Source organism: Mesorhizobium sp. M0074, from assembly GCF_040322975.1.
Classification (GTDB): Bacteria; Pseudomonadota; Alphaproteobacteria; order Rhizobiales; family Rhizobiaceae; genus Mesorhizobium.
In genome coordinates this window covers 143,557-163,073 of the sequence record NZ_JAMYUM010000016.1, presented here as the reverse complement: position 1 = coordinate 163,073, position 19,517 = coordinate 143,557, and the positions used below count along the sequence as shown (strand labels likewise).

General features: G+C 59.9%; 24 protein-coding genes and 4 pseudogenes. 10 read left to right on the top strand and 18 right to left on the bottom strand.

What is annotated here, in order from left to right:
* Positions 1 to 500: 500 nt before the first annotated feature.
* Together NKJ73_RS21905 and NKJ73_RS21900 are read right to left on the bottom strand one after the other, a co-directional pair.
* On the bottom strand, positions 501 to 1,175 hold the full coding sequence (locus NKJ73_RS21905; RefSeq protein ID WP_352455623.1) for a protein-L-isoaspartate(D-aspartate) O-methyltransferase: 675 nt from the start codon (positions 1,173 to 1,175) through the stop codon (positions 501 to 503).
* Positions 1,176 to 1,347: 172 nt separating this feature from the next.
* Positions 1,348 to 1,530, bottom strand: a pseudogene (locus tag NKJ73_RS21900) (recombinase family protein); the annotation flags it as partial.
* An 84-nt stretch (positions 1,531 to 1,614) separates the two neighbouring features.
* On the opposite strand from NKJ73_RS21900, the gene NKJ73_RS21895 reads away from it, so the two are divergent.
* The gene (locus NKJ73_RS21895) at positions 1,615 to 1,878 is read left to right on the top strand and encodes a type II toxin-antitoxin system prevent-host-death family antitoxin (RefSeq protein WP_352570966.1); all 264 of its coding nucleotides are present in this window, start codon (positions 1,615 to 1,617) and stop codon (positions 1,876 to 1,878) included.
* Positions 1,879 to 1,932: 54 nt separating this feature from the next.
* Here NKJ73_RS21895 and NKJ73_RS21890 read toward each other — a convergent pair whose 3' ends face one another.
* Both NKJ73_RS21890 and NKJ73_RS21885 read right to left on the bottom strand, forming a co-directional pair.
* The gene (locus tag NKJ73_RS21890; protein ID WP_352458605.1) at positions 1,933 to 2,094 is read right to left on the bottom strand and encodes a PIN domain-containing protein; all 162 of its coding nucleotides are present in this window, start codon (positions 2,092 to 2,094) and stop codon (positions 1,933 to 1,935) included.
* A 211-nt stretch (positions 2,095 to 2,305) separates the two neighbouring features.
* On the bottom strand, positions 2,306 to 2,545 hold the full coding sequence (locus tag NKJ73_RS21885) for a type II toxin-antitoxin system Phd/YefM family antitoxin (RefSeq protein ID WP_352458606.1): 240 nt from the start codon (positions 2,543 to 2,545) through the stop codon (positions 2,306 to 2,308).
* 483 nt (positions 2,546 to 3,028) lie between these two features.
* Between NKJ73_RS21885 and NKJ73_RS21880 the strand changes: the two genes are divergently transcribed.
* Together NKJ73_RS21880 and NKJ73_RS21875 are read left to right on the top strand one after the other, a co-directional pair.
* Entirely contained in the window at positions 3,029 to 3,262 is a 234-nt protein-coding gene (locus tag NKJ73_RS21880; protein WP_352455481.1) for an AbrB/MazE/SpoVT family DNA-binding domain-containing protein, read from the top strand.
* On the top strand, positions 3,259 to 3,663 hold the full coding sequence (locus NKJ73_RS21875) for a type II toxin-antitoxin system VapC family toxin (RefSeq protein ID WP_352455482.1): 405 nt from the start codon (positions 3,259 to 3,261) through the stop codon (positions 3,661 to 3,663). The genes NKJ73_RS21880 and NKJ73_RS21875 overlap by 4 nt, the downstream gene beginning before the upstream one ends.
* Before the next feature lie 568 nt (positions 3,664 to 4,231).
* On the opposite strand, the gene NKJ73_RS21870 is transcribed toward NKJ73_RS21875, so the two are convergent.
* Complete coding sequence (locus NKJ73_RS21870; RefSeq protein WP_352455483.1) at positions 4,232 to 4,360, bottom strand: hypothetical protein; 129 nt, start codon at positions 4,358 to 4,360, stop codon at positions 4,232 to 4,234.
* 25 nt (positions 4,361 to 4,385) lie between these two features.
* Complete coding sequence (locus tag NKJ73_RS21865) at positions 4,386 to 4,565, bottom strand: hypothetical protein (RefSeq protein ID WP_352570973.1); 180 nt, start codon at positions 4,563 to 4,565, stop codon at positions 4,386 to 4,388.
* On the opposite strand from NKJ73_RS21865, the gene NKJ73_RS21860 reads away from it, so the two are divergent.
* Positions 4,533 to 4,670 carry a hypothetical protein gene (locus NKJ73_RS21860; RefSeq protein ID WP_352570972.1) on the top strand — a complete coding sequence of 46 codons (138 nt, stop codon included), beginning with the start codon at positions 4,533 to 4,535 and terminating at the stop codon, positions 4,668 to 4,670. The two genes, NKJ73_RS21865 and NKJ73_RS21860, sit on opposite strands and share 33 nt — an antisense overlap.
* A 58-nt stretch (positions 4,671 to 4,728) precedes the next feature.
* On the opposite strand, the gene NKJ73_RS21855 is transcribed toward NKJ73_RS21860, so the two are convergent.
* The 5 genes and pseudogenes from NKJ73_RS21855 to NKJ73_RS21835 form a co-directional block, all read right to left on the bottom strand.
* Positions 4,729 to 4,896 carry a helix-turn-helix domain-containing protein gene (locus tag NKJ73_RS21855; protein ID WP_352570965.1) on the bottom strand — a complete coding sequence of 56 codons (168 nt, stop codon included), beginning with the start codon at positions 4,894 to 4,896 and terminating at the stop codon, positions 4,729 to 4,731.
* A 79-nt stretch (positions 4,897 to 4,975) separates the two neighbouring features.
* Positions 4,976 to 5,158 carry a type II toxin-antitoxin system RelE/ParE family toxin gene (locus NKJ73_RS21850; protein ID WP_502903575.1) on the bottom strand — a complete coding sequence of 61 codons (183 nt, stop codon included), beginning with the start codon at positions 5,156 to 5,158 and terminating at the stop codon, positions 4,976 to 4,978.
* 510 nt (positions 5,159 to 5,668) lie between these two features.
* Positions 5,669 to 6,097 carry a type II toxin-antitoxin system VapC family toxin gene (locus NKJ73_RS21845; RefSeq protein WP_352455486.1) on the bottom strand — a complete coding sequence of 143 codons (429 nt, stop codon included), beginning with the start codon at positions 6,095 to 6,097 and terminating at the stop codon, positions 5,669 to 5,671.
* A complete protein-coding gene (locus NKJ73_RS21840) occupies positions 6,097 to 6,342 on the bottom strand; it encodes a type II toxin-antitoxin system VapB family antitoxin (RefSeq protein ID WP_352570964.1) in 246 nt (81 codons plus the stop codon). Before NKJ73_RS21840 ends, NKJ73_RS21845 begins: the two co-directional genes overlap by 1 nt.
* Positions 6,343 to 6,878: 536 nt before the next feature.
* A pseudogene (locus tag NKJ73_RS21835) lies at positions 6,879 to 7,292 on the bottom strand (GGDEF domain-containing protein); the annotation flags it as partial.
* A gap of 131 nt (positions 7,293 to 7,423) precedes the next feature.
* Here NKJ73_RS21835 and NKJ73_RS21830 point away from each other — a divergent pair.
* A pseudogene (locus NKJ73_RS21830) lies at positions 7,424 to 7,616 on the top strand (SLOG family protein); the annotation flags it as partial.
* Positions 7,617 to 7,918: 302 nt separating this feature from the next.
* The gene (locus NKJ73_RS21825) at positions 7,919 to 8,215 is read left to right on the top strand and encodes an alpha/beta hydrolase (protein WP_352455487.1); all 297 of its coding nucleotides are present in this window, start codon (positions 7,919 to 7,921) and stop codon (positions 8,213 to 8,215) included.
* 105 nt (positions 8,216 to 8,320) lie between these two features.
* Here NKJ73_RS21825 and NKJ73_RS21820 read toward each other — a convergent pair whose 3' ends face one another.
* The 3 genes from NKJ73_RS21820 to NKJ73_RS21810 form a co-directional block, all read right to left on the bottom strand.
* A complete protein-coding gene (locus NKJ73_RS21820; RefSeq protein ID WP_502903568.1) occupies positions 8,321 to 9,181 on the bottom strand; it encodes a ferritin-like domain-containing protein in 861 nt (286 codons plus the stop codon).
* A gap of 159 nt (positions 9,182 to 9,340) precedes the next feature.
* Positions 9,341 to 10,063: an RNA polymerase sigma factor gene (locus NKJ73_RS21815; RefSeq protein ID WP_352570963.1), complete on the bottom strand. Its 723-nt coding sequence runs from the start codon at positions 10,061 to 10,063 to the stop codon at positions 9,341 to 9,343.
* A 439-nt stretch (positions 10,064 to 10,502) separates the two neighbouring features.
* The gene (locus NKJ73_RS21810; protein WP_352455489.1) at positions 10,503 to 12,779 is read right to left on the bottom strand and encodes a hybrid sensor histidine kinase/response regulator; all 2,277 of its coding nucleotides are present in this window, start codon (positions 12,777 to 12,779) and stop codon (positions 10,503 to 10,505) included.
* A gap of 417 nt (positions 12,780 to 13,196) precedes the next feature.
* Between NKJ73_RS21810 and NKJ73_RS21805 the strand changes: the two genes are divergently transcribed.
* Positions 13,197 to 15,053, top strand: coding sequence for a TPR end-of-group domain-containing protein (locus NKJ73_RS21805; RefSeq protein ID WP_352455490.1), 1,857 nt, complete (start codon positions 13,197 to 13,199; stop codon positions 15,051 to 15,053).
* A 155-nt stretch (positions 15,054 to 15,208) separates the two neighbouring features.
* On the opposite strand, the gene NKJ73_RS21800 is transcribed toward NKJ73_RS21805, so the two are convergent.
* The 4 genes and pseudogenes from NKJ73_RS21800 to NKJ73_RS21785 all read right to left on the bottom strand — a co-directional run bounded on the left by NKJ73_RS21800 (position 15,209) and on the right by NKJ73_RS21785 (position 16,796).
* On the bottom strand, positions 15,209 to 15,517 hold the full coding sequence (locus tag NKJ73_RS21800) for a hypothetical protein (RefSeq protein ID WP_352455491.1): 309 nt from the start codon (positions 15,515 to 15,517) through the stop codon (positions 15,209 to 15,211).
* A 79-nt stretch (positions 15,518 to 15,596) separates the two neighbouring features.
* Positions 15,597 to 15,983, bottom strand: a pseudogene (locus tag NKJ73_RS21795) (porin family protein); the annotation flags it as partial.
* A 151-nt stretch (positions 15,984 to 16,134) separates the two neighbouring features.
* Positions 16,135 to 16,533, bottom strand: coding sequence for a type II toxin-antitoxin system VapC family toxin (locus NKJ73_RS21790; protein ID WP_352455492.1), 399 nt, complete (start codon positions 16,531 to 16,533; stop codon positions 16,135 to 16,137).
* Complete coding sequence (locus NKJ73_RS21785; RefSeq protein WP_059186960.1) at positions 16,530 to 16,796, bottom strand: AbrB/MazE/SpoVT family DNA-binding domain-containing protein; 267 nt, start codon at positions 16,794 to 16,796, stop codon at positions 16,530 to 16,532. Before NKJ73_RS21785 ends, NKJ73_RS21790 begins: the two co-directional genes overlap by 4 nt.
* 123 nt (positions 16,797 to 16,919) lie before the next feature.
* Here NKJ73_RS21785 and NKJ73_RS21780 point away from each other — a divergent pair, with 123 nt between their 5' ends.
* Genes NKJ73_RS21780 through NKJ73_RS21770 form a run of 3 tightly spaced genes read left to right on the top strand, consistent with a single transcriptional unit; the run spans position 16,920 to position 19,166 of the window.
* Entirely contained in the window at positions 16,920 to 18,326 is a 1,407-nt protein-coding gene (locus NKJ73_RS21780) for a pilus assembly protein TadG-related protein (RefSeq protein ID WP_352455493.1), read from the top strand.
* Positions 18,327 to 18,352: 26 nt separating this feature from the next.
* Positions 18,353 to 18,772 (top strand): TadE/TadG family type IV pilus assembly protein, encoded by a 420-nt coding sequence (locus tag NKJ73_RS21775; RefSeq protein WP_352455494.1) that lies wholly within the window; start codon positions 18,353 to 18,355, stop codon positions 18,770 to 18,772.
* The gene (locus NKJ73_RS21770; protein WP_352455495.1) at positions 18,762 to 19,166 is read left to right on the top strand and encodes a TadE/TadG family type IV pilus assembly protein; all 405 of its coding nucleotides are present in this window, start codon (positions 18,762 to 18,764) and stop codon (positions 19,164 to 19,166) included. The genes NKJ73_RS21775 and NKJ73_RS21770 overlap by 11 nt, the downstream gene beginning before the upstream one ends.
* Positions 19,167 to 19,517 lie beyond the last annotated feature (351 nt).

Here is a 19,517-nt window from a genome sequence, read left to right as displayed (position 1 = left end):
TCGATTGGTCATGGCACTTCCCCTTCCACGGGAATCGGTGATCGCAACGTCACCACCGTGCCATGGCCGCTCGCCCCTCAGAGCAAGCCCCGTTCTCTCTCCAAAACTTTTTGCAGAACCTTCAGCACACTATCCACAAGACCAGACGATGCAAGGGCGGGGTCTATCCAGACTCGCATCTTTACGAGCACTTCGGGCTCGTACGTTGACCCAACTTGGACGTGGCGTGTCGTGGGTGAAGGCGGGAGTACTTGTCCGAGAGCCGGATGCGGGAGATCTGCAGGTCCGGTTCGATGAGCGGGGTGTGGAAACGGAGCCAAGGTTGAACCAATAAGGCAGGACCAGACGAAGGGGCGGCAAACAGATATGTTCAACCTACCGCCACTGCGCCACACCTCGACTCTACCGTTTCTTCGCGTTCACCAAGGGCGAAGAAACGCGGAAGGCTGGCATCTGATTGACGGTCGGAAAAGCGCGGTCGCGCCAGTTGTCGCACCTCATTAGACCGTTTCGAGCCGGCTGAACCGAACCGGGATGAGTTTACGAGTCTTCAGTTGCCCTGCCGAACCCTTGTCGATGACCGTCAGCAACTGCACATCTTCAGGTCCCACAGGCAGAACCAGGCGTCCCCCCGGCTTGAGCTGCTCAAGCAAGGCCGGCGGCGCCCGCCCGGCCGCGACGGTGACCAGGATCTTGTCGTATGGGGCGTGCTCGGGCCAGCCGCGCGACCCGTCTCCGACACGAATGCCGACATTGGATAAGCTTAGGCCCTGCAGGAGAGCCTCGGCATGGCTTGCGAATTCCTCGATGATTTCGACGCTCCAAACTTGCCCGGCGAGTTCCGCGAGAATTGCGGTTTGATAGCCCAGGCCGGTGCCGATCTCGAGCACCGCCTCGTGCGGTTGCGGCGCAATGAGATCGGTCATGAGAGCGACGATGAAAGGCTGCGAGACGGTTTTATCGAAGCCGATCGGCAGCGGCATGTCCTGGTAGGCATAAGGTGCAACCGAGGCTGGCACGAAGAGATGCCGCGGCACTCGCCGCATCGCTGCCATCACCCGCTCATCGAGCGCCGCCTTGCCGAGTTCTTCGCTTGCAAGGTCGGTATGGATTGCAATCATCTCGACCATGTGCCTGCGTAGGACCGCGAGGTGCTCTTCGTTCATTGGCTTCATGACGGTGGGGCTTTCCTCAACCAGCTTGCTGCCGGAGAGCCTTATATCCTGTTCGTCACGGTAGCGCCCGCCATCGTTTCCATTACGGGTGTCCAGGGCAAGCGTGGGTGACAGTCTTGGCAGGCTATCGCCGGCGGCGACCCTGGAGATTCTGGGCGCCATATCGCCATAGCCCCACGACTATGGCGCGCATCAGCTTCGCCAGCACCGGCCGGGAGCGCGAGGCGCCGGAGCCGTGCTCCTGATGGACCAAGCGGCCGCCGGCCGCCTTGAGTTCGTCGACTTGGGCGCTCGCCTGGTCCTCGGTCGAGACGCGGGCATCACCAATGAGGCCGCAGCTGGGGGCACTCGCGATTGTGCGCGCATTCGGTCGTTTTTGACAGGGCTTTTTTTGGGGTGTTTATACACATAAGGAATGTGCCAGAAAACGAACGTATGAATGCGTCTGGTGAGGCCTCAAGACGATGCCGCGGTCCGCGATCCGGTCATCATCACCAAGAACGGCCGCCCGCGTACCGTGCTGCTGGCCTACGAGGATTTTGTCCGGCTGTCGAAGCGCGACCGGCGGGTCGAGATGACAGCGGAGCTCAGCGCGGACGAAATCGCTCCGGTCGAAGCCTCCGAAATGGAGCCGGGTCTTGACCATCTTAACGACGAGCTCCCCGGCGCAAGACGCTTGATGGCAAAAAATGCCGCCGGCTGAAAGCAAGATCGGCTCTTTCGTTATTCCTCTCAGGCGGGCGGTTTTGTGGTCATGTCAGGGGTCTTTCGTTTCGCCGCACGGAGCGGGGATCGCGACGCCTTCGGCGAGCGCGGCTGCGGCGAGCCTGCGGTCAAGCGTGGCAAGCGGAAGCTCGCTCTCGATGGTGAGCGCCAGATAGCTGGCGTCATAGGCGATGAGCTGGTGGCGTGCCGCCAACGCCAAAATCTTGCCGTCCTGGCCCGCTCCGGCATCCTCGAGCGGCCGTCAAGACGACGCTGCGCGCTTCATGCCAGAACAGCGAAGGGATAAGAGCAGTCGCGCCTGGAAGCTGGCGCAGAAGGGCTTCGGCCGCCGCGTCATTCTCGTCGGGAAGCACCCAGGCGCAGCAACCGAGACGTCGACGACGAACGGCGTCAGACGAGGATCGCTAATGACGTCCTTCGTCGCGCCAGGCCCTGACCTCCTCCTGCGTCACGGGCTTTGCGCGGGCGCGCGCAGCCCTGGTCTCCTCGATTGCCGCCTCGACGTCGCTGCGGCGCTGAATCCGCGTCAGTTTGGCGATCGGATCGTTGCCGCACGCGATGACAATGTCCTCGCCAGCTTCGACCCTGGCCAGCAGCTCGGAAAGGTGTGTCTTGGCCTCGCCGACCTTCACCGTGACGGTCATTGCTTTGTCCTCGTACGAGCTTCCTGTGCTGCGGCGGGCCGTGCGCTGTCGTCGATACGAGCGCTGCTTTGCCCAGCAATTGCAATTCTGCGCCACGACAGCGCCGATTTCGCCGGATGGTCAAGCCTTGGTCAAGTCACTATCGATAAGCGGGAATTATCGATAGTGTTCTTTGGCCTCAGCATCATCCTCGGTGACTGTGGCTTTCACTTCCCGATTTCAATTAAAGCCCTAAGCTGAAAAGTCAGCCGATGGTTTTTGCCTTCTCGCTTCAATCGAAGGCGAGCGACGGGCCTTTTGCAAGGCTGTTGGCCCCAGTCCAGATGAACTCAAGATGGTCGCGGCGGTGCCGAGTTCCGAAGGTCAGCGGCGAAGGATCTGCGGACGTCCCGTTCGCGGCTAACGGCTCAGGGCAACTCCCGATACTTGAATCCATCGCGCGGAGGTAATACCATATTTCGAGGTGTCCTTACCGAGGCTGCAATGACAACAACCGTAACCGCAAAAGGTCAAGTGACCATTCCCAAGCCCGTGCGCGATCTCTTGGGGATCGCACCGGGCAGCCAAGTGGATTTTCGCCGCGCCGCCGACGGCAGCGTGGTGTTGGTTCGTGCGGACGAAAAACGGCCGGCGAGCCGCTTTGCCAAGCTGCGCGGCCATGCGGGCAAGGGGCTGAGCACCGAGGCGATCATGACCTTGACGCGCGGCGAAGCGTGACGCTGGTCGACACCAACGTTCTGCTCGACCTCGTCACCGACGATCAGGACTGGGCGGAGTGGTCGATCGAACAGTTGGAGGCCGCCTCGCTGCGCGGACCGTTGCTGATCAACGACGTCGTCTATGCAGAGCTCTCGGTCCGCTACAGCCGGATCGAGGATCTCGACGCCTTTCTTGACGCGGCCGGCCTCGAGATCGTGACGATGCCGCGGCCGGCGCTATTCCTGGCCGGAAAGGTGTTCACCCAGTATCGCAAATCGGGCGGATCGCGCACCGGGGTGCTGCCGGATTTCTTCATCGGCGCCCACGCGGCGGTCGGTGAGCTGCCGCTGCTCACCCGCGACGTCGGCCGTTATCGCACCTATTTTCCATCGCTGATGTTGATCACGCCAGCCTCCTGAGCGCGCCTGGCGAGGCCTCGAACGGCGCCGGCAGGGGAGGGTGCTTTTTAGAGCCCGGACGCTTTGGTCAGGTTGACTCGGTAACGATCGCGGCGGCGTTGGTATTTGCGGGTGTCGGTTTTATTTCCCGATTTCAACTGAAGTCGTAAGCTGAAATGCGGAACCGCCGTTTACACCTTACGGCTTCAAGCGCGAGGAGGGGACCGTCAGAGCCTTGGTGAGGTCGACGCGGAACCGATCGCGCGCGGCAGCTCGTAAGGGCGGGACGTGCCGGAGTCATGCTCCGAAGTCAGTTCGCAGCCGGCCGAATGCTGCTCGACCCGCGCGCGCTTCTGTAGCTCGTCCGTCTACGCGCGCATGACCGCTCAGGCGTCACTGTGGCCGACGGAAGGACGATTGTGAGCCTCGCGAGCCATTTGCAGTGCCCGAGTCTCGCAGCTTGTGCCCATCCACGAATTGACTATTTTGCATGACTATGAGCGAGCATCTGGCCTTGGTTCTGACGACAGTTAACGCGCCCTACAGCGAACAGCTCGACGGGGTGGCGCTGGCTCATTGTCTTTCGGATCTAGATCTGGCGAAGCAGTATCCTGGGCAGGTCAGTGCCTTCCTTGGAGAAGTGCCGGTCGAGCAGCAGATGGAGTTCGCCGCCGCGCACCAGATAGCGGTCGATGATCTGAAGGCTTTCGCGGCCCATTCTCTGCCTGGTCCGGCGAGACCTATTAACTCGCTGCTTGATGATCGAGGTCCATAGCCGTCGTCCGTCCGAATGGCGGCGGCTTTTCGCCATTGCTGCCGATCTGATCGACCAGCTCCGGAAGAAGGCCGGAGGTTTTGAATTCGAATGGTCGTTTGGCGGCGGCACGGCGATGATGATCCAGATCAACCATCGCGAAAGCCACGACGTCGATATCTTCCTCGACGACCCTCAGCTACTCGGCTTCATTGACCAAGAGCCAACAGGGAGGGCATTGCCGGTCGCCGGCAGAGCAACTTGGCCATATTAGGCGTTAGGCGGCGACAGTTCCATGTCTCGCCTTCTCGACCGTGACGGTCACCTTTCGGTCAAGCCGGTTCAGCACCCGCACAAGCCGATCGATGGTAAACTTGCCAAGCGTTGCGGATGTTCGAAATATCCGACGGCCTAACGCCGGTCACCTCCGCCGCAGCTCTGACCGTGAGGTGCCGCCGATTCAGCGCAGCGATGATCTCGGCCGCCAGGAAGGCCTTCATCTGCTTGGTATCGGCGTCGGGATCCCCCATGTCCGCGTAGACATTGCCGCTGCCTCTGACGATCTCGATTTTTTCTCTGTCATGACTCGATCTTCCGTATTTGCTTCAGCCGCGCCTTGATGAGGTCGATCGCCTCCTTAGGCGTGGCGATGCCCGTGGTCGACTTCTTCTGGAATGCACGCACGACCCAGATGGCATCGCCGAGCTGGACGGCATAGATGACCCTGTAGGCGTGGGAGGGGTAGGGCAGGGCGATTTCCATCACGCCTGACCCCGGTGCTTCATCGGCTTTGCCAGATCGGCCTTCTGCCCGAAGCGTGCGACCGCCAGCGCGTCCAACATTCTATCCTGCACGGCTGTTGGCTTGCCGGCCGCAAGGCGGCGAAGCGGCGCTGAGGGCGGCGATGGTGCGGCTGCTCGACAGCCGCCTGAGCGCACCGACGGGGCGCTGACCGTCGCCAACCTAGCGCGCGAGGCCGGCGTCAGCCGGGCTACAGCGAACGCGCCGTCGCACTTCTCGCGGAGTTCCGTGCGGCCGAGGCCCGCCAGCGGTGGTCGTCTCCAAGGCCCTCAAGGAACGCGTCCCTGCACGCCCGGCAGCTCCAGCCCGCCGAGGGCCCCGTCGTGACGGGGTTGATCCGGCCGAAGAAAACCAGTGCTGCAGCGAACGTTCCTCGTAATATTGCGTTTAGCCATGAAAGACGACGATTCGCCCAAAGCATGCAAAAGGGGCCTATCGGCTCTCGCGCCGCGATGCAAGGCCTGGAAAGCCTTACGCCAGATCAGTTTGTGAAAAGTCATTGCCCTTGTAAAGCAAGGCAAGCCGGTGAGCCTTCGCGCAAGCATAGGCAAAACAATCGCCGAAATTGAGATCGGCTTTGTGCCCGACTGCTTTGCCGTATTTCATGCTGGCTTCGGTCGCCCGGTCGCCGATGTCGCCGGATATCATGATTTCTTTGCCGGCGATCTCGATCAAAAAGGCGTCGACGGTATCACGGGCTTGCGCCAGCATGTCGGCCGTGGGCTTGGCGTTCTTTTTGATGGCTTCGGCCGATGCTCGCGCGAGACCCTGGACTGCCTCGAACCGGACGAGCGGGGAGATATACAGCGGCTTGGTCGCGGCCGCGAGCCGCTTTTCCAGTTCTTCCGCGCCAGGTTCCTCGTTCAGGATGGCAACGATCACCGAGGCATCGACGAACATCAGTCGTCGCCCCACATTTCGTCGGTGAATTTCTTCATATCGAAATCAGGGTTGGCCGGCCCGATCCGCCGCGCCATTTCCTTGACTTTGGCAAGTCTCTCGCGCAGCGGGACGCTGCCGCGGTTGCGCTCGATCTCATGGCGCAAGGCGGTTCTGACGGCCTCGGTCTTGCTGCGCGCGTTGGTAATCTGCTGCAGCTCGATGGCCATGGCATCGACGTCGGGATCGCGAATGAAGAGCGGCATTTGTATATCTTCCGAGTGATATATGTATATCACATCGGAGATATACTCGCCAACGAATTCGCGAGCGGCGGTTTTGGTAAGGAGGGGAGGGAGGAATGCAGCTCGCGAAAATCCGTCGGGAGGGTCGGTTCTGGTGCTCAGTCGGGCGGATTGCCAGGACGCCTGACGCAGCCGAACCTTCTTTCGATCTCGTCCGGCCGGTCAGCATGAGCTTTTTGCTGCAGCCTGATATGCAGCTTCGATATCACGATCGTGTGCCGAAACATCCCAGACAGCGTGCTGCGGGGAAGGGGCCATTTATGAAAACCTGGATGGTTGATTTTGGGGTCGTACCAAAGGAGTTAGCATTCGCACAAATGCCAAGCCCGCTGCCCCGGGAAGGTGCAGCGGGCCCTTCAAAATAATGGTCCTGCGATGGCTTCAGCCGATCGTCACGGTCACGTCGATCGAGCTCCTCGCTAGACTGAGACTAGGTGTTCTGAGCGCGGAGATGGCGACCAGCAGCAGCGGTCCTCCGCAAAATCGACCTCGGCCGTTCAAGGAGGGCGGAGCGAAACGACTATTCTTGCACTGCACCCGGCTGACGGCATTACCGTCAACCGAATATCTTTGCGCTCGGACGACTCCGGTCTGTGGAGCAGCACTCGGCGCAGCCGGTCTGCTTGGGAAGATAGAGTCGCGCATCCGCCTGACACTGAAGATGCTCCGGTGAGATGGCCTCGTCGGCCGCCTGAACCGCAACTACGATGCTGACAGTGACGCGGTGCGACACGCCAGGTGCAGGGCTCGGAAAAGCGGCGGCCTCAATGTTCCCGCGAATTTGCTCTGCCACAGCTTCCTTGTCCAACCCGGGCAGGACTACGAGGATCGCCATAGAGCGCCACATGATCGCGATCGCGCCTCACATTGTTTCGGATAGTGCCGGCGGTCTCGACCAGACAGCGATCGCCGCTCCAGACCGCGGCGCGTGCCCTCGAGTTATGGCCGAACCGTGCTTCTCGCGTGTGCGTCGGAACCCGAGGCAGGACAAGTGGGCTTTCCGAATTTTTCAGTAGCAGCACGGCAAATCTCACTTGCGCACAGCGGGTCGAAGGTCAACCACCGCAATTCACCTCGGCGATGGATCGACAGCCGTGACGTCCTCGATGACGAAGAAGCGGTTCGATTATGAGGTGCTCTTTCCTCCCGGCTCAAAGATCGTCGTCACCGGTGGGCTCGACTTTGACGATCACCGGCTGATTTGGGCCAAGCTCGACCAGGTCCATGAAAAGCACTCCGGCTGATTAACTGCCAAGCGGCAAAACTGACGCTCCGCACTGGCCTCTCATGCGCTTCAACGGTCACGTTTCAGATCAGCGACCAACCTTCTTCTATCCCGTCGATTTCTGATTTGCTCTGTTTGGAGCTCTTGGCCCCGAATGACCGATTTGGCGGTATTTTCAACCACAACGAAGACCCTGCGCGCGCCAATGGGAAGGTCTTCCGAGCCGTAGTGGCCTACGATCTCAATCGACTGATATCGAGCGTTCGAGGCGGACGCCAAGAAGAACATGCGGCACAAGCGGATCGGACGCCCATGCTTTATCTGCACGGCGACGCGGACGGCCGCGGAATCGAGGACTATGTTGCTGGGATCGAGGCAATTGGTGCCGAGGCCTTGACAGGTAAGGTCATCAGCGGAGCTGGCGAGTTCATGCCCGTCGAAAGACCGGAGGCATTCGTGCAGGTCGTGCGCGACTTTGCGAAGAGCGCTGTGTCGGCTAGGGCCAAGCAGCGTAGCGTTGTACTACCCGACAAGCCACAGCGATGTCGTCAGCGCGAGGATTCACTCATGGCGCATAGAAGGGCCGAGGTTCGCTTGTGGCGAAGCTGACGATCCGTGGTTCCATTATCATCATTATTCATGGTCTTTTTCCGAGAGCAGCCGATATCAGGCCGCTCAGTTTCCGGCGGCCAATCATTACCCGTCGCAACTGGCTTAGGTGCTTTTGAGCGTGCCGTTCATCCCTTCCGGATAGAAGCCACCCTTGCTCACTCCGTCCTTGTCGGTGAGATAGACGATCCGGAGCACCTGTTGCGGTGTTCTGGTGAAGGCGATTGCGTCCGGCGTTGAAGGAACGATGTTGGCTTTCCCGTCCACCTGGATCCCCTGGTCCTTATCGTCCGATCCGTCGATTTTGTCTCGGGCATCTGAGACAGCGTTGGCGGCCTTCCAGGCTTCCTCTCCCTTCCGGTATAGCGTAGATCGCGCCATTCCCATGTGGTAGGCCTCGACCGCCAGGATGCCTGCGGCGGCGGCGAGGAAGTCTTTGTTTTTCAGAACTGTCGCCGCACCCGCATAGGCGGTGACGCCGACATCCTCGAACAGCATGCCGCCGAGAACGAAGTTCGTTTCGTTACCGAAGGGATCGAAGTCCCGCCCGAGGCCAGCTGCCTCCGTAACCGCCTTGAACCCCGCATCGAAATCTATGGCCGGCCTGTCGACGGCGTTCTTTGCAAGCGTCTTGCGGTAGAAGCGGACGTGCGCGAGTTCGTTTTCGGCGACTTCCTGCATGAATTGGCCGATGGCGGGCGTCTCGAAAGAGACTTGCTTTCCGCCAACGACGTCGCCGGGTTTCGAACCGGCATCGGCTGCGTCGATACCTTTCCCGGTGGTGCCGCGGAGGTAATATTCGGCCTCCATATATTCGAGGTTGAGCGCAAAGCGGAAAATGTCCTCGTCCGATATGTCCTGTGCCAATACCGGAGAAGGCCGCGCGATTCCGAGTGCCGCTCCGGCACCGAGTACGACAAGTCCCTGAAGCGACTGACGCCGGGATAGGTGAAGTGCGCCCTGCATGGCGGTCTCCTATGTTTGTTGGTTCAACACCGCTGTCAGCACCGCGGCGCCGAATGCATTTGCCCGACGATTGGATGGTCCGGGGCGCCAAAATATTCCCGCGTCCCGCTACAAAAAACCCTGCGAAGGGAGCCGGCGTAAGCTCGACGTGGACTGCGTCTACGTGCGCTCGCTCGCCACGTTCAACTGATGAGTATTTTTTCGAACCAGGCTGATTGCGAGCCGATCTAAGACTGATTGCGCGAGGCGGTCACAACGGGCGCCAGCGAAGAGAAACGTATCCGTGAACACGGTGGCGAGCTTGTCCCGCAGCGCCTCGCGAAGCAGCCGGCGTGCGCGATAAAGGCGGGTGCTCACTGTCTGAGGTCGCAATGCCAAAAGAAAAGCCGTTTCCTCAATGCTCATTTCCTCGACGTCCCGCATGACAAAGACGATCCGAAAGGGCTCTGGTAAGCCACCGACGGCTCGCTCCAGGAGGCTGCGGATTTCAGCGAGAGCGGCCGCTTCTTCGGGATCAGGCTTGTGGGCGCTGAACGGAGCGACCATGCCTTCGATGACTTTCACGTCGACAGTGGGTCGCCTTTTCCGGCGGCGTCCCAGCGCCTCGTTCAGCGCGATCCGGGTGAGCCAGGTCGACAGCCGCGCCTCCGCGCGGAATTCGGCCAGATGAGTGAACGCGTGGATATAGGTCTCCTGAAGTACGTCCTCCGCCTCAGTGTCGTCATTCAGGACGGCGCGGGCGACCCGGTGAAGCCGCTGATTGTGACGCTTGATGATTAACCAGAATGCGGCGGGGTCACGCTGTCGCGCGTGTTCAACCAGCCCCGCGTCGTCAAGGTCTTCGATCCTCACTGCCTCGTTGGATCCGGTCGGCTTCATCATAGGCGCTCCAGATGCATCAGCTTACTATGAGATAAGCGTTTTCCGGGTTTCGGTCTGCAGCCCGGTGGAGACTTGGGACTCTAGCGAACCAGAGGTCTGCTCACCACCCAACCCCGACGTAGAACGCTCCACGGCAGTAGGGTGGAGCCGAACCCTTCGGCCGGCTCGGTCGCGCCACGACCTGACTTTTGGAGAGATGACTCCGATCAGCAGCTTACCGATGGGAAAGCAGCCCTTCACGCTTCCCCTGAACGGAAGGTCTTCTGGTCGTTACCGGCTGATCGAATTGCGGGCCGAGTTTCGTGAAACGCACGTATTCCAACGCCAGTGTCGAAGAAAAAGGCTTATGCGGTATTGCACGAGCAAGCTGGACTGCGATGCGTGTTCGCTGACGCTGCGGTGTTGTCCGAAGGCGCCAGCGCGCAAAGAGGGTCGTTGGCTAGCGCGGAACGTCTGCCAACGAGCTTAGTGCCCGGCGGATAGAATCGCGCGAAAACGGCTTCTCGACAACTGGTCGACCGGCCCGTTCAACGAAGCGCGCCGCAGCGCCGCCGAGCGTGTCGCCGGTAACGAAAACGAATCGCTCCGCTATGCCCGGGGTTGCCTGACAGGCCCAGTCGAACAAAGCGGGGCCGTCGATGTTCGGCATTCGCAGATCGCAAAAGATCACATCGAAAACAGCACTCATCAGCGCTGCCTTGGCGCCGGCGCCGTCCTCGACGATCCTGACGGCAAAACCTTCAGCCTCTAGTAGCTCTGCCATCGTTTCTCCAACCTCCCGCTCGTCATCGACCACAAGGGCGGTGCAACCGATGCCCGCGACCGAGTGCGCCGCAACACCTTCGACTGAATCTGATGAAGTGCAGGCCTCCACCGGCAACAGCAACCGGAAATGCGCGCCGTCCGCACGGTCAAGCAGGGCCAGTCGTCCATTGTGCGACTGCACCACACTGAGCGAGAAAGCGAGCCCGATCCCGGTTCCCGCCCCCTGAGCCTTGGTGGTAAAAAACGGATCGAAAATGCGATTCCGGATCTCGGCGGGCACACCGGGGCCATTGTCGGCGATCACGATCTGGAGGTCATTGCCTTCAAGCGACGTTTCGATCTCGATCCGCCGCGGTGCGGGTATCTCCTGCAGGGCGTGTTGCGCGTTGACAATCAGGTTGTAGAACACCTGATGCATCTGGTCAGGGTCGACTTCCAGAGGCGGCAGGCCCTCGGCGAGCCGGCATAGCACCTCGATGCCCGCCGTGCGCAAACCGTAGCCGGCGATGCCGAGAACTGCGCGGATCAGATCGTTGATGTTGGTACTGCGGCGCTCCGGCTGGCGTTGTCGCGCCATTGCCAGGAAGGTCTTCACGATGCGTGCGCAGCGCTCGGCGGCGAGTCTGATCTTGCCGGCCCGCTGTGCGTGGGCGGTTCCGCCTAGAAATTCTTCCAGCAACTGGGCCTGCGCGACGACGACCGCCAAGGGGTTGTTGAGTTCGTGCGAAACGCCGGCAAGCAGCGAACCAAGTGCGTTGAGCCGCTCGCTCTGAGCCAATGCCTCACGCGACCGCGCCAGTTCGGCTTCAGCCGCCTTGGTTGCGGTGAGATCAAGAATGCTGCCGACGATCACCGGTCGATCGTCCATCTCGATGTGGCGCCAACTCAGCGACACGGTAAACGCGGAGCCGTCCAGACGCCGAAGTTGAGCCTCCACGCCGTCGGCGCGCGGCTGCTGACGTGACAGGGTTCTGAGGCGCCGATAGTCTTCCCGTGTGGCGAACCAGCGGTGCCGCCGGAAGCGGTCCTCGTCATGCGGGCCTATACCCATGATCTCGCGGAAGGCGGGATTGGCGCTAATCAGCTGCCTCGTTCGCGAGTCTATGAACGCGACCGGAACCGGATGATGGTGAGTGAGGTCTCGGAAGCGCCGCTCGCTTCGCAGCAGGCGCTCGGCCGCGCGCTTCTGCTCGGAAATGTCAATATCGAAGCCGCCGATGCGCGCCTGCTGCTGATCGGCCCCCAGAACGGGAAAGCGGACGACAAGGCTCCAGGCATAGTGGGCCGCGTTGCTTAGGAATTCCTCGATTGCAATCGCCTGTCCCGATTCCAGGACGCGGCGATCGTTTTCCGCGATCATCGCGGCCTCCTGGGGCCCGAAAATGTCGGCCGCGCTTAATCCGATTGCGCTCTCGGCCGGCCGGCCGAAGACCTTTCCCATTTCGGGATTGGCGATCAGATAGCGCCCGTCGGTATCCTTCAGGTACATGCCTACGGGAGCATGCTTCATGAACGCCGCCAATCGGGCTTCGCTGGCACGCAGAGCGGCGTCGGCAGCGTGGCGCTGCGACAGGTCGCGCAAGCTCGCCGTGAAGAAACGACGTTTGCCGCTCCGGGCTTCGGTGATCGTGAGTTCCACCGGAAACTCGGTGCCGTTCGCTCGCATGGCAGTCTGCTCTGTACGACGCCCGAGCAACCGCGGGGCGCCACCCGCCAGATAGGCCGCAAGCCCGTTTGCGTGCGCCTTGCGCAGATGCGGCGGGACGATGAGCTCCGAGATCTGTCTGCCGACCGCTTCAGCGCGCGAATAGCCGAAGGTCGCCTCGGCCGCCGGGTTGAATTCAACAACGAATCCGGCTTCGTCCGTGACGATCACGCAGTCGAGCGATGAGCGAACCACCGAAGCGAGGATCGCCTCTTGGAATGCGTTTGCGGCGTCGTCTTCTTGCAAGGGCGGGGCACTCCGTGACGGCCGGTCGGAACGCTGGCCGTCGGGCTGGCAAGGATGACGATTATCGTGAGTTCCGGCAAGATGCCTGAATCCGACCGCAGTACGGTGCGGGGGTAGGGAAACGCTTGCACCAGCAGGATAAGGAGCGCCAGTAGCGGGCCTTCCAGAACGTGCCTGTCAACTTCGGATAGGTACAGTAAGCGGACGCTCCGTGATCGCCGTAGAAAAAACCATGAGGCCGCGGTGACACTCTTGACGCAGGGGCTTTCATCGCTTCCGCTTCATCTCCGTGACACGCCTCGTCCGCACCTCAGTTGATGCCTTCTCCTTCCGAATATTACGAGGAGCCGATTTAGTGTGATGCCGCTGCTGTGAGAACCTGTTACCCTGACTCGCCGTAAAACAGGCTAGCCGCGCATGGAACGGAGACTTAGCGCGATACTTGCTGCCGATGTGGTCGGTTACAGCCGGCTCATGGGTCTCGACGAGGGCGGCACGCTTTCGGCGCTCAAGACGCATCGGCGAGAACTGGTCGACAGCAAGATCGCCGAGCACCAGGGCCGGATCGTGAAACTCACAGGCGACGGTATGTTGGTGGAATTCCAGAGCGTGGTGAACGCTGTCGCTTGCGCGACCGACATCCAGCGCAGGATGCTCGAGCGCAACGCCGACGTGCAAGAGGAGCGCCGCATCGAATTTCGCATCGGCATCAATGTTGGCGACATTATCTTCGATGACAACGACATCTATGGCGACGGCGTCAACGTGGCGGCGCGAATTGAAAGCATCGCCCGGCCCGGAGGTATCGCTATCTCCGGCGCGGTTCGTGACCATCTTGGCAAGAATCTTGATCTGGATTTCGAGGACACGGGGGAACACGAGCTCAAGAACATCGACCGGCCGGTCAGAGTCTACCACGTCGCACTCGCCGCGCCGTTCAGTTTTGAGGACAGCGCGATGACAGCATCTCCTCAAAGCCACATGAAGGCAAAACCTTCAATCGCTGTCCTGCCGTTCACAAATATGAGCGGCGACCCCGAGCAGGAGTATTTCTCCGACGGAATTACCGAAGACATCATCACCGACCTGTCGAAAATCTCCGGCCTCCACGTCCTCGCCCGCAACACGGTGTTCACCTATAAAGGCAAGCCCGTGAAGGTGCAGCAAGTGGCGCGGGAACTCGGCGTCAAGTTCGTGCTCGAGGGGAGCGTACGGAAGGCAGGTCAGCGCGTCCGTATCACGGGACAGCTTATCGACGGGGCTGATGGCGGTCACGTCTGGGCCGACCGATACGACCGTGAACTCACCGACATCTTCGCGATCCAGGACGAGATCACTCACACCATCGTCGATCAGCTCAAGGTCAAGCTGCTGCCGGCCGAAAAGAAGGCGATCAGGGCTGCGCCCACTGACAATGTAGAGGCCTATACGTATTATCTGAGGGGGAGAGAGTTTTTTCACCGAACGTCCAAAACCTACTATGTGCTGGCGAAGCGGATGTTTGGCAAAGCAATCGAGTTCGACCCACTTTATGCGCGCGCCTATGCGGGCATCGCCGACTGCGACTCCTTTCTATTCCTAAATTACGACGAGAAAGTTTCTCTCGAAAGCATTCTGGCCAACAGCGGTAAGGCGCTCGATATCGAAAGTGGACTTGCAGAAGCACACGCGTCGCGTGGTCTCGCTCTCTCGGTCGGCCAAAGATATGAAGAGGCCGAAAAGGAGTTCGAGCAGGCTATCGCAAGTGATCCCAATCTATTCGAAGCGCATTATTTCTACGCGCGTGCGTGCTATGCACAAGGTAAGCTCAAAGGGGCTGCCCACCATTACGAGCGGGCCGCCGAGATCAAGCCCGATGACTATCAGTCTGTTCTTCTGCTTATGCAGGTTTATCGTTCTCTAGGGCGGCCGGAAGACGAAAGGGAAGCGGCTCGCAAAGGCGTGTTACGCGCCGAGCGCGAATTGGCGAAGTATCCTGAGAACCCCCGGCCAGCCTATCTCGGCGCAAATGCTCTCGCCTTGATCGGGGAGACCGAACGTGCCAAGGAATGGTCGGCACGTGCGCTGGCAATCGATCCGGACGACATTCTGACGCAATACAATACCGCCTGCCTTTGCTGTCATTTCGGCGAGCTCGATCGTGCGCTCGATCTGCTGGAACGCCTGCTGCCTCATGCAAACCACGAGACCAAGGCATGGGTGAAGCAGGATTCTGACTTTGCGCCACTGCACGAGCATCCGCGCTGGCAGCGCGTATTGGAGCTGGCGGCTTAGCCATTGAGCCCTGCCTCACAGCGATGAGCGGCTACATGCCTGACCTTGGTAGCGCAATCGTGTCTCTCAGGGGAGTATGAATAGGCGCTAGGTATACCTTTGGCGACGTTTGTGCCAGTCGCGGTCAGGGACCGCTCAGGGTCACGATTTGCCCTTCAATTTCCTGAAGCGAGAGTTTCGGAAGACGAAATGCCGGAAGTGCCCTCTACGCGGGCCGACTGATGCCAAGTCGCTTCATTTGCCGATTTGCCGTAGCGGATGTCCATGCGACGGACCGTGTCGGGCCCGTTGCGGAACGCGATGGACCGATCGGGTGCTTTGACCAGCTCGCGCCGTGATCGAGTTTGTCGGCGCAGGATGACATTGGTCAACCAGTTCCGACCCAACCAGACCGCCAGCTTCAGCGGAGAGCCGAAAATAGCAGAATGACGGCGAAGATGCCGAACCGCCGACACGTGAAGCAATCAGCACTCCCGTGGCAGAAGGATCAATCCACGACCAGGAAAGGCACACCGTCAGTATGGAACGTCAGATATGGGCGGCTCAGAAGCGGTATGTTATGCCGAGAACCGGACCGGACAGGGTTGCATCAAACACATAGCCGTCGTCATCGTAGTCGATCGCCAAGTGCTTATAGCCGGCGGAAACCGAGAGGTGGTCGGTAAGCAGGTAATTCACGGTTCCCAGCACCTGCCAGGTGAAATCGGCGCCCACCCCGAAGCCCGCCTATATCCGCCTGCGCCATCACGGAAAGCCTGTCGGTGATGTTGTAGAAGGCGCGCGCGCCCCGATCACCGGATCGACCCAGCCGAAATCCTCCTCGCGCGACAAGGAGAACCCAGCATATTGCACTGTCACATCATTCGAGATGTACCAGACGCGGGCGCCGGCAAGCGCGTCGAACGTGAACTGCGGAGTGTCCAGGACACGATCTGTAAGGAGAACGCAAAGTTCACCGAACCTGCTCATTCTACAGATCAGCAGTTGCTCTCGTTGTGGCTAGCTGTTTAGTCCCGGCATTTAATGGGTTGGATTCCGCCAGGCGCGTCAGGCAATACAATGTCGACACGCCTGAGGACAGCTAGGAAAGAAGCTGAACAGGATGTCCTTGCGCTGACAGCAGTTTGACCGCCTTGCGGTCGAAGGAGAGGAATGTCTCCCCGCCCAGCCAGTCGCCGTCGAAGGCAATCACGCCGTCCGCAAAATCACCGCCGGCCTCAAGCACTGCAAGCCCTGCCTCGACAGCTGGCCGGTTGACGACGACATTTGCGGTATTCGCCAAGGCTCGGATTGCCGCCACGATATCTGCGCGTGCGGTTTGATACTGTCGGCCCAAAACCCATGCGAACTCGCACAAGGCCTGAAGGCTAACGGCCACGATGTCTGCCTTCGCCAAGAGATCGACGGCCGTTTCCGCCTGTCGTTCATCGTCGGCGACATAGGCACGCAGCAGAACGTTGGTATCGGCCGTGACTTTCATTCCTTGCTCGATCCCGCTGCAGTACCCGCTTCCGCGATTGCCTCGTTGATCTCTTCAATGCTCAACACCCGGCCATTCGTCTTGCCCTTGAGAAAACCGTAGAGCTCCCGGAATGATCCCTTTGCCCGCGCCGCCTTCAATTCCGCCCGGCCGTCGGGGAGCAGATCAAGTTCGATCTTCTCGCCCGGCCTGATGCCCAGATGCTGCAGAACGTCCTTGCGGAAGGTCACCTGTCCCCGTGCCGTCACGGTCAATGTAGTCATTTTCGCAGCTCCAACTCATCCACACGATTAGATAATGCAAATCTGCATTATTATCAATAGCAAAGGCGTTGTCGAGCAGTTGCGCTCTGGCGGGTCCACAATCACAACGGCCGGAGGCATCCTGTGCGCGTAAAGAATCGCGACATCGGCATCGCCGGCGCGCAGGTACAGCTATTAGCAGCGTGCTCGCCGAGTGCGGCCGCCGGAGCTCGTGCCGGCCGCCCAAGGAGCGCACCTGTCAAATGGAGTGAAATCCTTAGTCGTTCCTTCATTCATCCTGGCTTAAATATTTCCATGGAATGGGGTGCCCGTATCTTGAGGCGGTTTGTTAGCCGTCTGCGACAAACAGGCGAGAGCGGCAACGTTGCTACCATTTTTGCCCTGTCTTTGCCGATTGTCGTCGGCGCAGCGGGTCTCGGTATCGAGACCTCCTACTGGTATTTTAACAGCCTGAAATTACAGGCGGTGGCGGATGCGGCGGCCTATGCTGGCGCTTTGGAAAAAGTTTCGGGATCTGACAAGCCAACGATTGTCTCCGCCGCGACACTGTCAGCGACGACGAACGGCTGGGACCCGGCAACAGGCACAATCGAAATCTTCACGCCTCCGTCTTCCGGCCCGAATGTCGCCCAAAAGGCCGTCGAGGTCATCGTTCATCAGACCCTCGATCGGTTTTTCACATCGATATTCACGCAAAACCCGGTCGGCGCACGGGCAAGAGCGGTGGCTCTTATCACGGATTCTTCAAAGGCCTGCCTTATGGCGCGCAATCCTTCCGATCCGAAAGCGGCGCTGTTTTCCGGCAGTTCGAACCTCAAACTGACCGGCTGCGTCGTGATGTCGAATTCGATAGCCGCGGACGCCATCAAGCTTCAGGGATCGGCAAACCTTCAGGTCGATTGCCTAATATCGGCAGGCGGTGTTTCGTTGAGCAACCCCGTGACGACCGTCTGCGCCAGTCCGATAACCCAGGCGTTGCCCGCTGCCGATCCTTTTGCCGACTTGCCGGCGCCACCGGCCACGAACCCCTGTCAAAACAGCAATCAGTCGACGTTGCAACCTGGAACATACTGCAGGGGGCTCAGCTTGAGCGGCAATGTGACGCTCTCGCCCGGGGTATACGTCATTCAGGGAGGAGATTTCAAAGCGAACTCGAATGCAAATATTTCAGGCGAGGGAGTCATTATCTATCTGGCCGGCAGCTCGGGCGTCAGCATGAACGGCACGGCCATTGTCAAGCTCAGCGCACCGACGTCAGGCACCTATTCGGGGGTGCTGTTTTACGGAGACAAAGCTAACCAGACGGGATCGAACACGTTTAATGGCACGGCAGATTCGCTTTTGACCGGCGCTTTGTATTTTCCAACACAGGATGTCAATTACCTCGGCAATTTCTCGGGCAAAGGTGGTTGCACTCAGGTCGTCGCCAGTACCGTGCAGTGGTCCGGCAATGCGAACGTCAATCAGGATTGCACGAGCCTTGGGATGCGAGACATTCCGGCCACGCAATCGATAAAGCTTGTCGAGTAATCTTCGTGGCACGGTTACCAGCCCGGATGTTCGGGAGCGATTCGGGTATTGCCGCGGTGGAGTTTGCGCTGGTTGTGCCGATCCTTTGCCTGGTACTTCTTGGCATCATTGACGGCTGGTCTTTTGTATCAAGCGCGTTGTCGATGCGTGCGGGCGTGAAAACGGCGGCCAATCTCGTGATGCAAGGCGCAGCCGACGACGCGGCTACCCAGACCGTCGCCCTCTCGAGCTGGGAAAATCATCCCGATGACGCGCAGGTGACGCTGAGCCGGAAATATATGTGCGGGATCATCGTGGTCGATCCATCTGTGCTGTGCGACAGTTTGAAAGCTTCCGCGGTTTTCGTTGAAATACAGGCGACGGCCACCTGGTCCCCGCCCTTCAGTTTCGGCGAGTTTTCCCTCTCGCGCGAGCTCAGCCACAAACAGGTGATACGTGTTCGCTAAAGGGAGAGCCTTCATACGTGAGGCATCAGGCGGAGCCGCACTGGAGTTCGCGCTGATCGCGCCTATTCTGATAATGCTTTTGATCGGCATCTTCGCATTCGGCTGGGCTCTGAATGCCATGTCAAGTGTTCGCTATACTCTGGAAACGTCCTCACGAGCGCTGCAAATGAAGAATTCGCTGACCGAAGCCGAGATAAAAGCGATAGCCACGGCAAAATTGCTGAGTTTGGGATTAACCGATGTCGATATAACAATAGCAATCGACGCCCCCAGCGGCGGCTTTCGAATGGCCCATCTGACCGCCAAATATGCGTTCGCGATCGAGTTTCCGTACTTCGACCGATACTCGATAAATTATGCGACAACTGTCACAGTTCCGTTGGTTGCGTCATGAGCGCACCCAATAGTCTCTTTACGCAACATGCGCAGTGATCGGCTTGTTCTTCTTTGCTTGCGTTCAGGTCTGCTTCACCGCCACCGCCGCAGAACGTAGACTTCGGCGCGGGCCTTCATCCTGGCTATAGATCGGGGACGGCATGTATGATCACGGCCTTTGCCCCGGCAATGCGCGGCTTGCCGTCCCTCACCTCGGCCGCTATTCCCTGCCTAACGCCATCGCCCGCGCGCTGCACAGCGCGGACCGGCGGCAGAGACTCCCTGACGGACATAATGCCGGCCGCCGGCTCCGCGCTCGCTCACGATCTCGCCAGTGCGGAAGTCCATGCACAGCGGGCGCTATCGTTTA

What these genes read in the sequence shown, in the direction of transcription:
- NKJ73_RS21790 (WP_352455492.1), bottom strand. Translation starts at nt 16,533, where the DNA reads ATGAAAGTCACGGCCGATACCAACGTTCTGCTGCGTGCCTATGTCGCC.
- NKJ73_RS21805 (WP_352455490.1), top strand. Translation starts at nt 13,197, where the DNA reads ATGGAACGGAGACTTAGCGCGATACTTGCTGCCGATGTGGTCGGTTAC.
- NKJ73_RS21815 (WP_352570963.1), bottom strand. Translation starts at nt 10,063, where the DNA reads ATGATGAAGCCGACCGGATCCAACGAGGCAGTGAGGATCGAAGACCTT.
- NKJ73_RS21820 (WP_502903568.1), bottom strand. Translation starts at nt 9,181, where the DNA reads ATGCAGGGCGCACTTCACCTATCCCGGCGTCAGTCGCTTCAGGGACTT.
- NKJ73_RS21855 (WP_352570965.1), bottom strand. Translation starts at nt 4,896, where the DNA reads ATGAAGGCCTTCCTGGCGGCCGAGATCATCGCTGCGCTGAATCGGCGG.
- NKJ73_RS21870 (WP_352455483.1), bottom strand. Translation starts at nt 4,360, where the DNA reads ATGGGCCGCGAAAGCCTTCAGATCATCGACCGCTATCTGGTGCGCGGC.
- NKJ73_RS21845 (WP_352455486.1), bottom strand. Translation starts at nt 6,097, where the DNA reads ATGTTCGTCGATGCCTCGGTGATCGTTGCCATCCTGAACGAGGAACCT.
- NKJ73_RS21860 (WP_352570972.1), top strand. Translation starts at nt 4,533, where the DNA reads ATGATGATCCAGATCAACCATCGCGAAAGCCACGACGTCGATATCTTC.
- NKJ73_RS21885 (WP_352458606.1), bottom strand. Translation starts at nt 2,545, where the DNA reads ATGACCGTCACGGTGAAGGTCGGCGAGGCCAAGACACACCTTTCCGAG.
- NKJ73_RS21850 (WP_502903575.1), bottom strand. Translation starts at nt 5,158, where the DNA reads ATGGAAATCGCCCTGCCCTACCCCTCCCACGCCTACAGGGTCATCTAT.
- NKJ73_RS21775 (WP_352455494.1), top strand. Translation starts at nt 18,353, where the DNA reads ATGTTCGGGAGCGATTCGGGTATTGCCGCGGTGGAGTTTGCGCTGGTT.
- NKJ73_RS21840 (WP_352570964.1), bottom strand. Translation starts at nt 6,342, where the DNA reads ATGCCGCTCTTCATTCGCGATCCCGACGTCGATGCCATGGCCATCGAG.
- NKJ73_RS21785 (WP_059186960.1), bottom strand. Translation starts at nt 16,796, where the DNA reads ATGACTACATTGACCGTGACGGCACGGGGACAGGTGACCTTCCGCAAG.
- NKJ73_RS21895 (WP_352570966.1), top strand. Translation starts at nt 1,615, where the DNA reads ATGCGTCTGGTGAGGCCTCAAGACGATGCCGCGGTCCGCGATCCGGTC.
- NKJ73_RS21880 (WP_352455481.1), top strand. Translation starts at nt 3,029, where the DNA reads ATGACAACAACCGTAACCGCAAAAGGTCAAGTGACCATTCCCAAGCCC.
- NKJ73_RS21905 (WP_352455623.1), bottom strand. Translation starts at nt 1,175, where the DNA reads ATGAAGCCAATGAACGAAGAGCACCTCGCGGTCCTACGCAGGCACATG.
- NKJ73_RS21825 (WP_352455487.1), top strand. Translation starts at nt 7,919, where the DNA reads ATGCTTTATCTGCACGGCGACGCGGACGGCCGCGGAATCGAGGACTAT.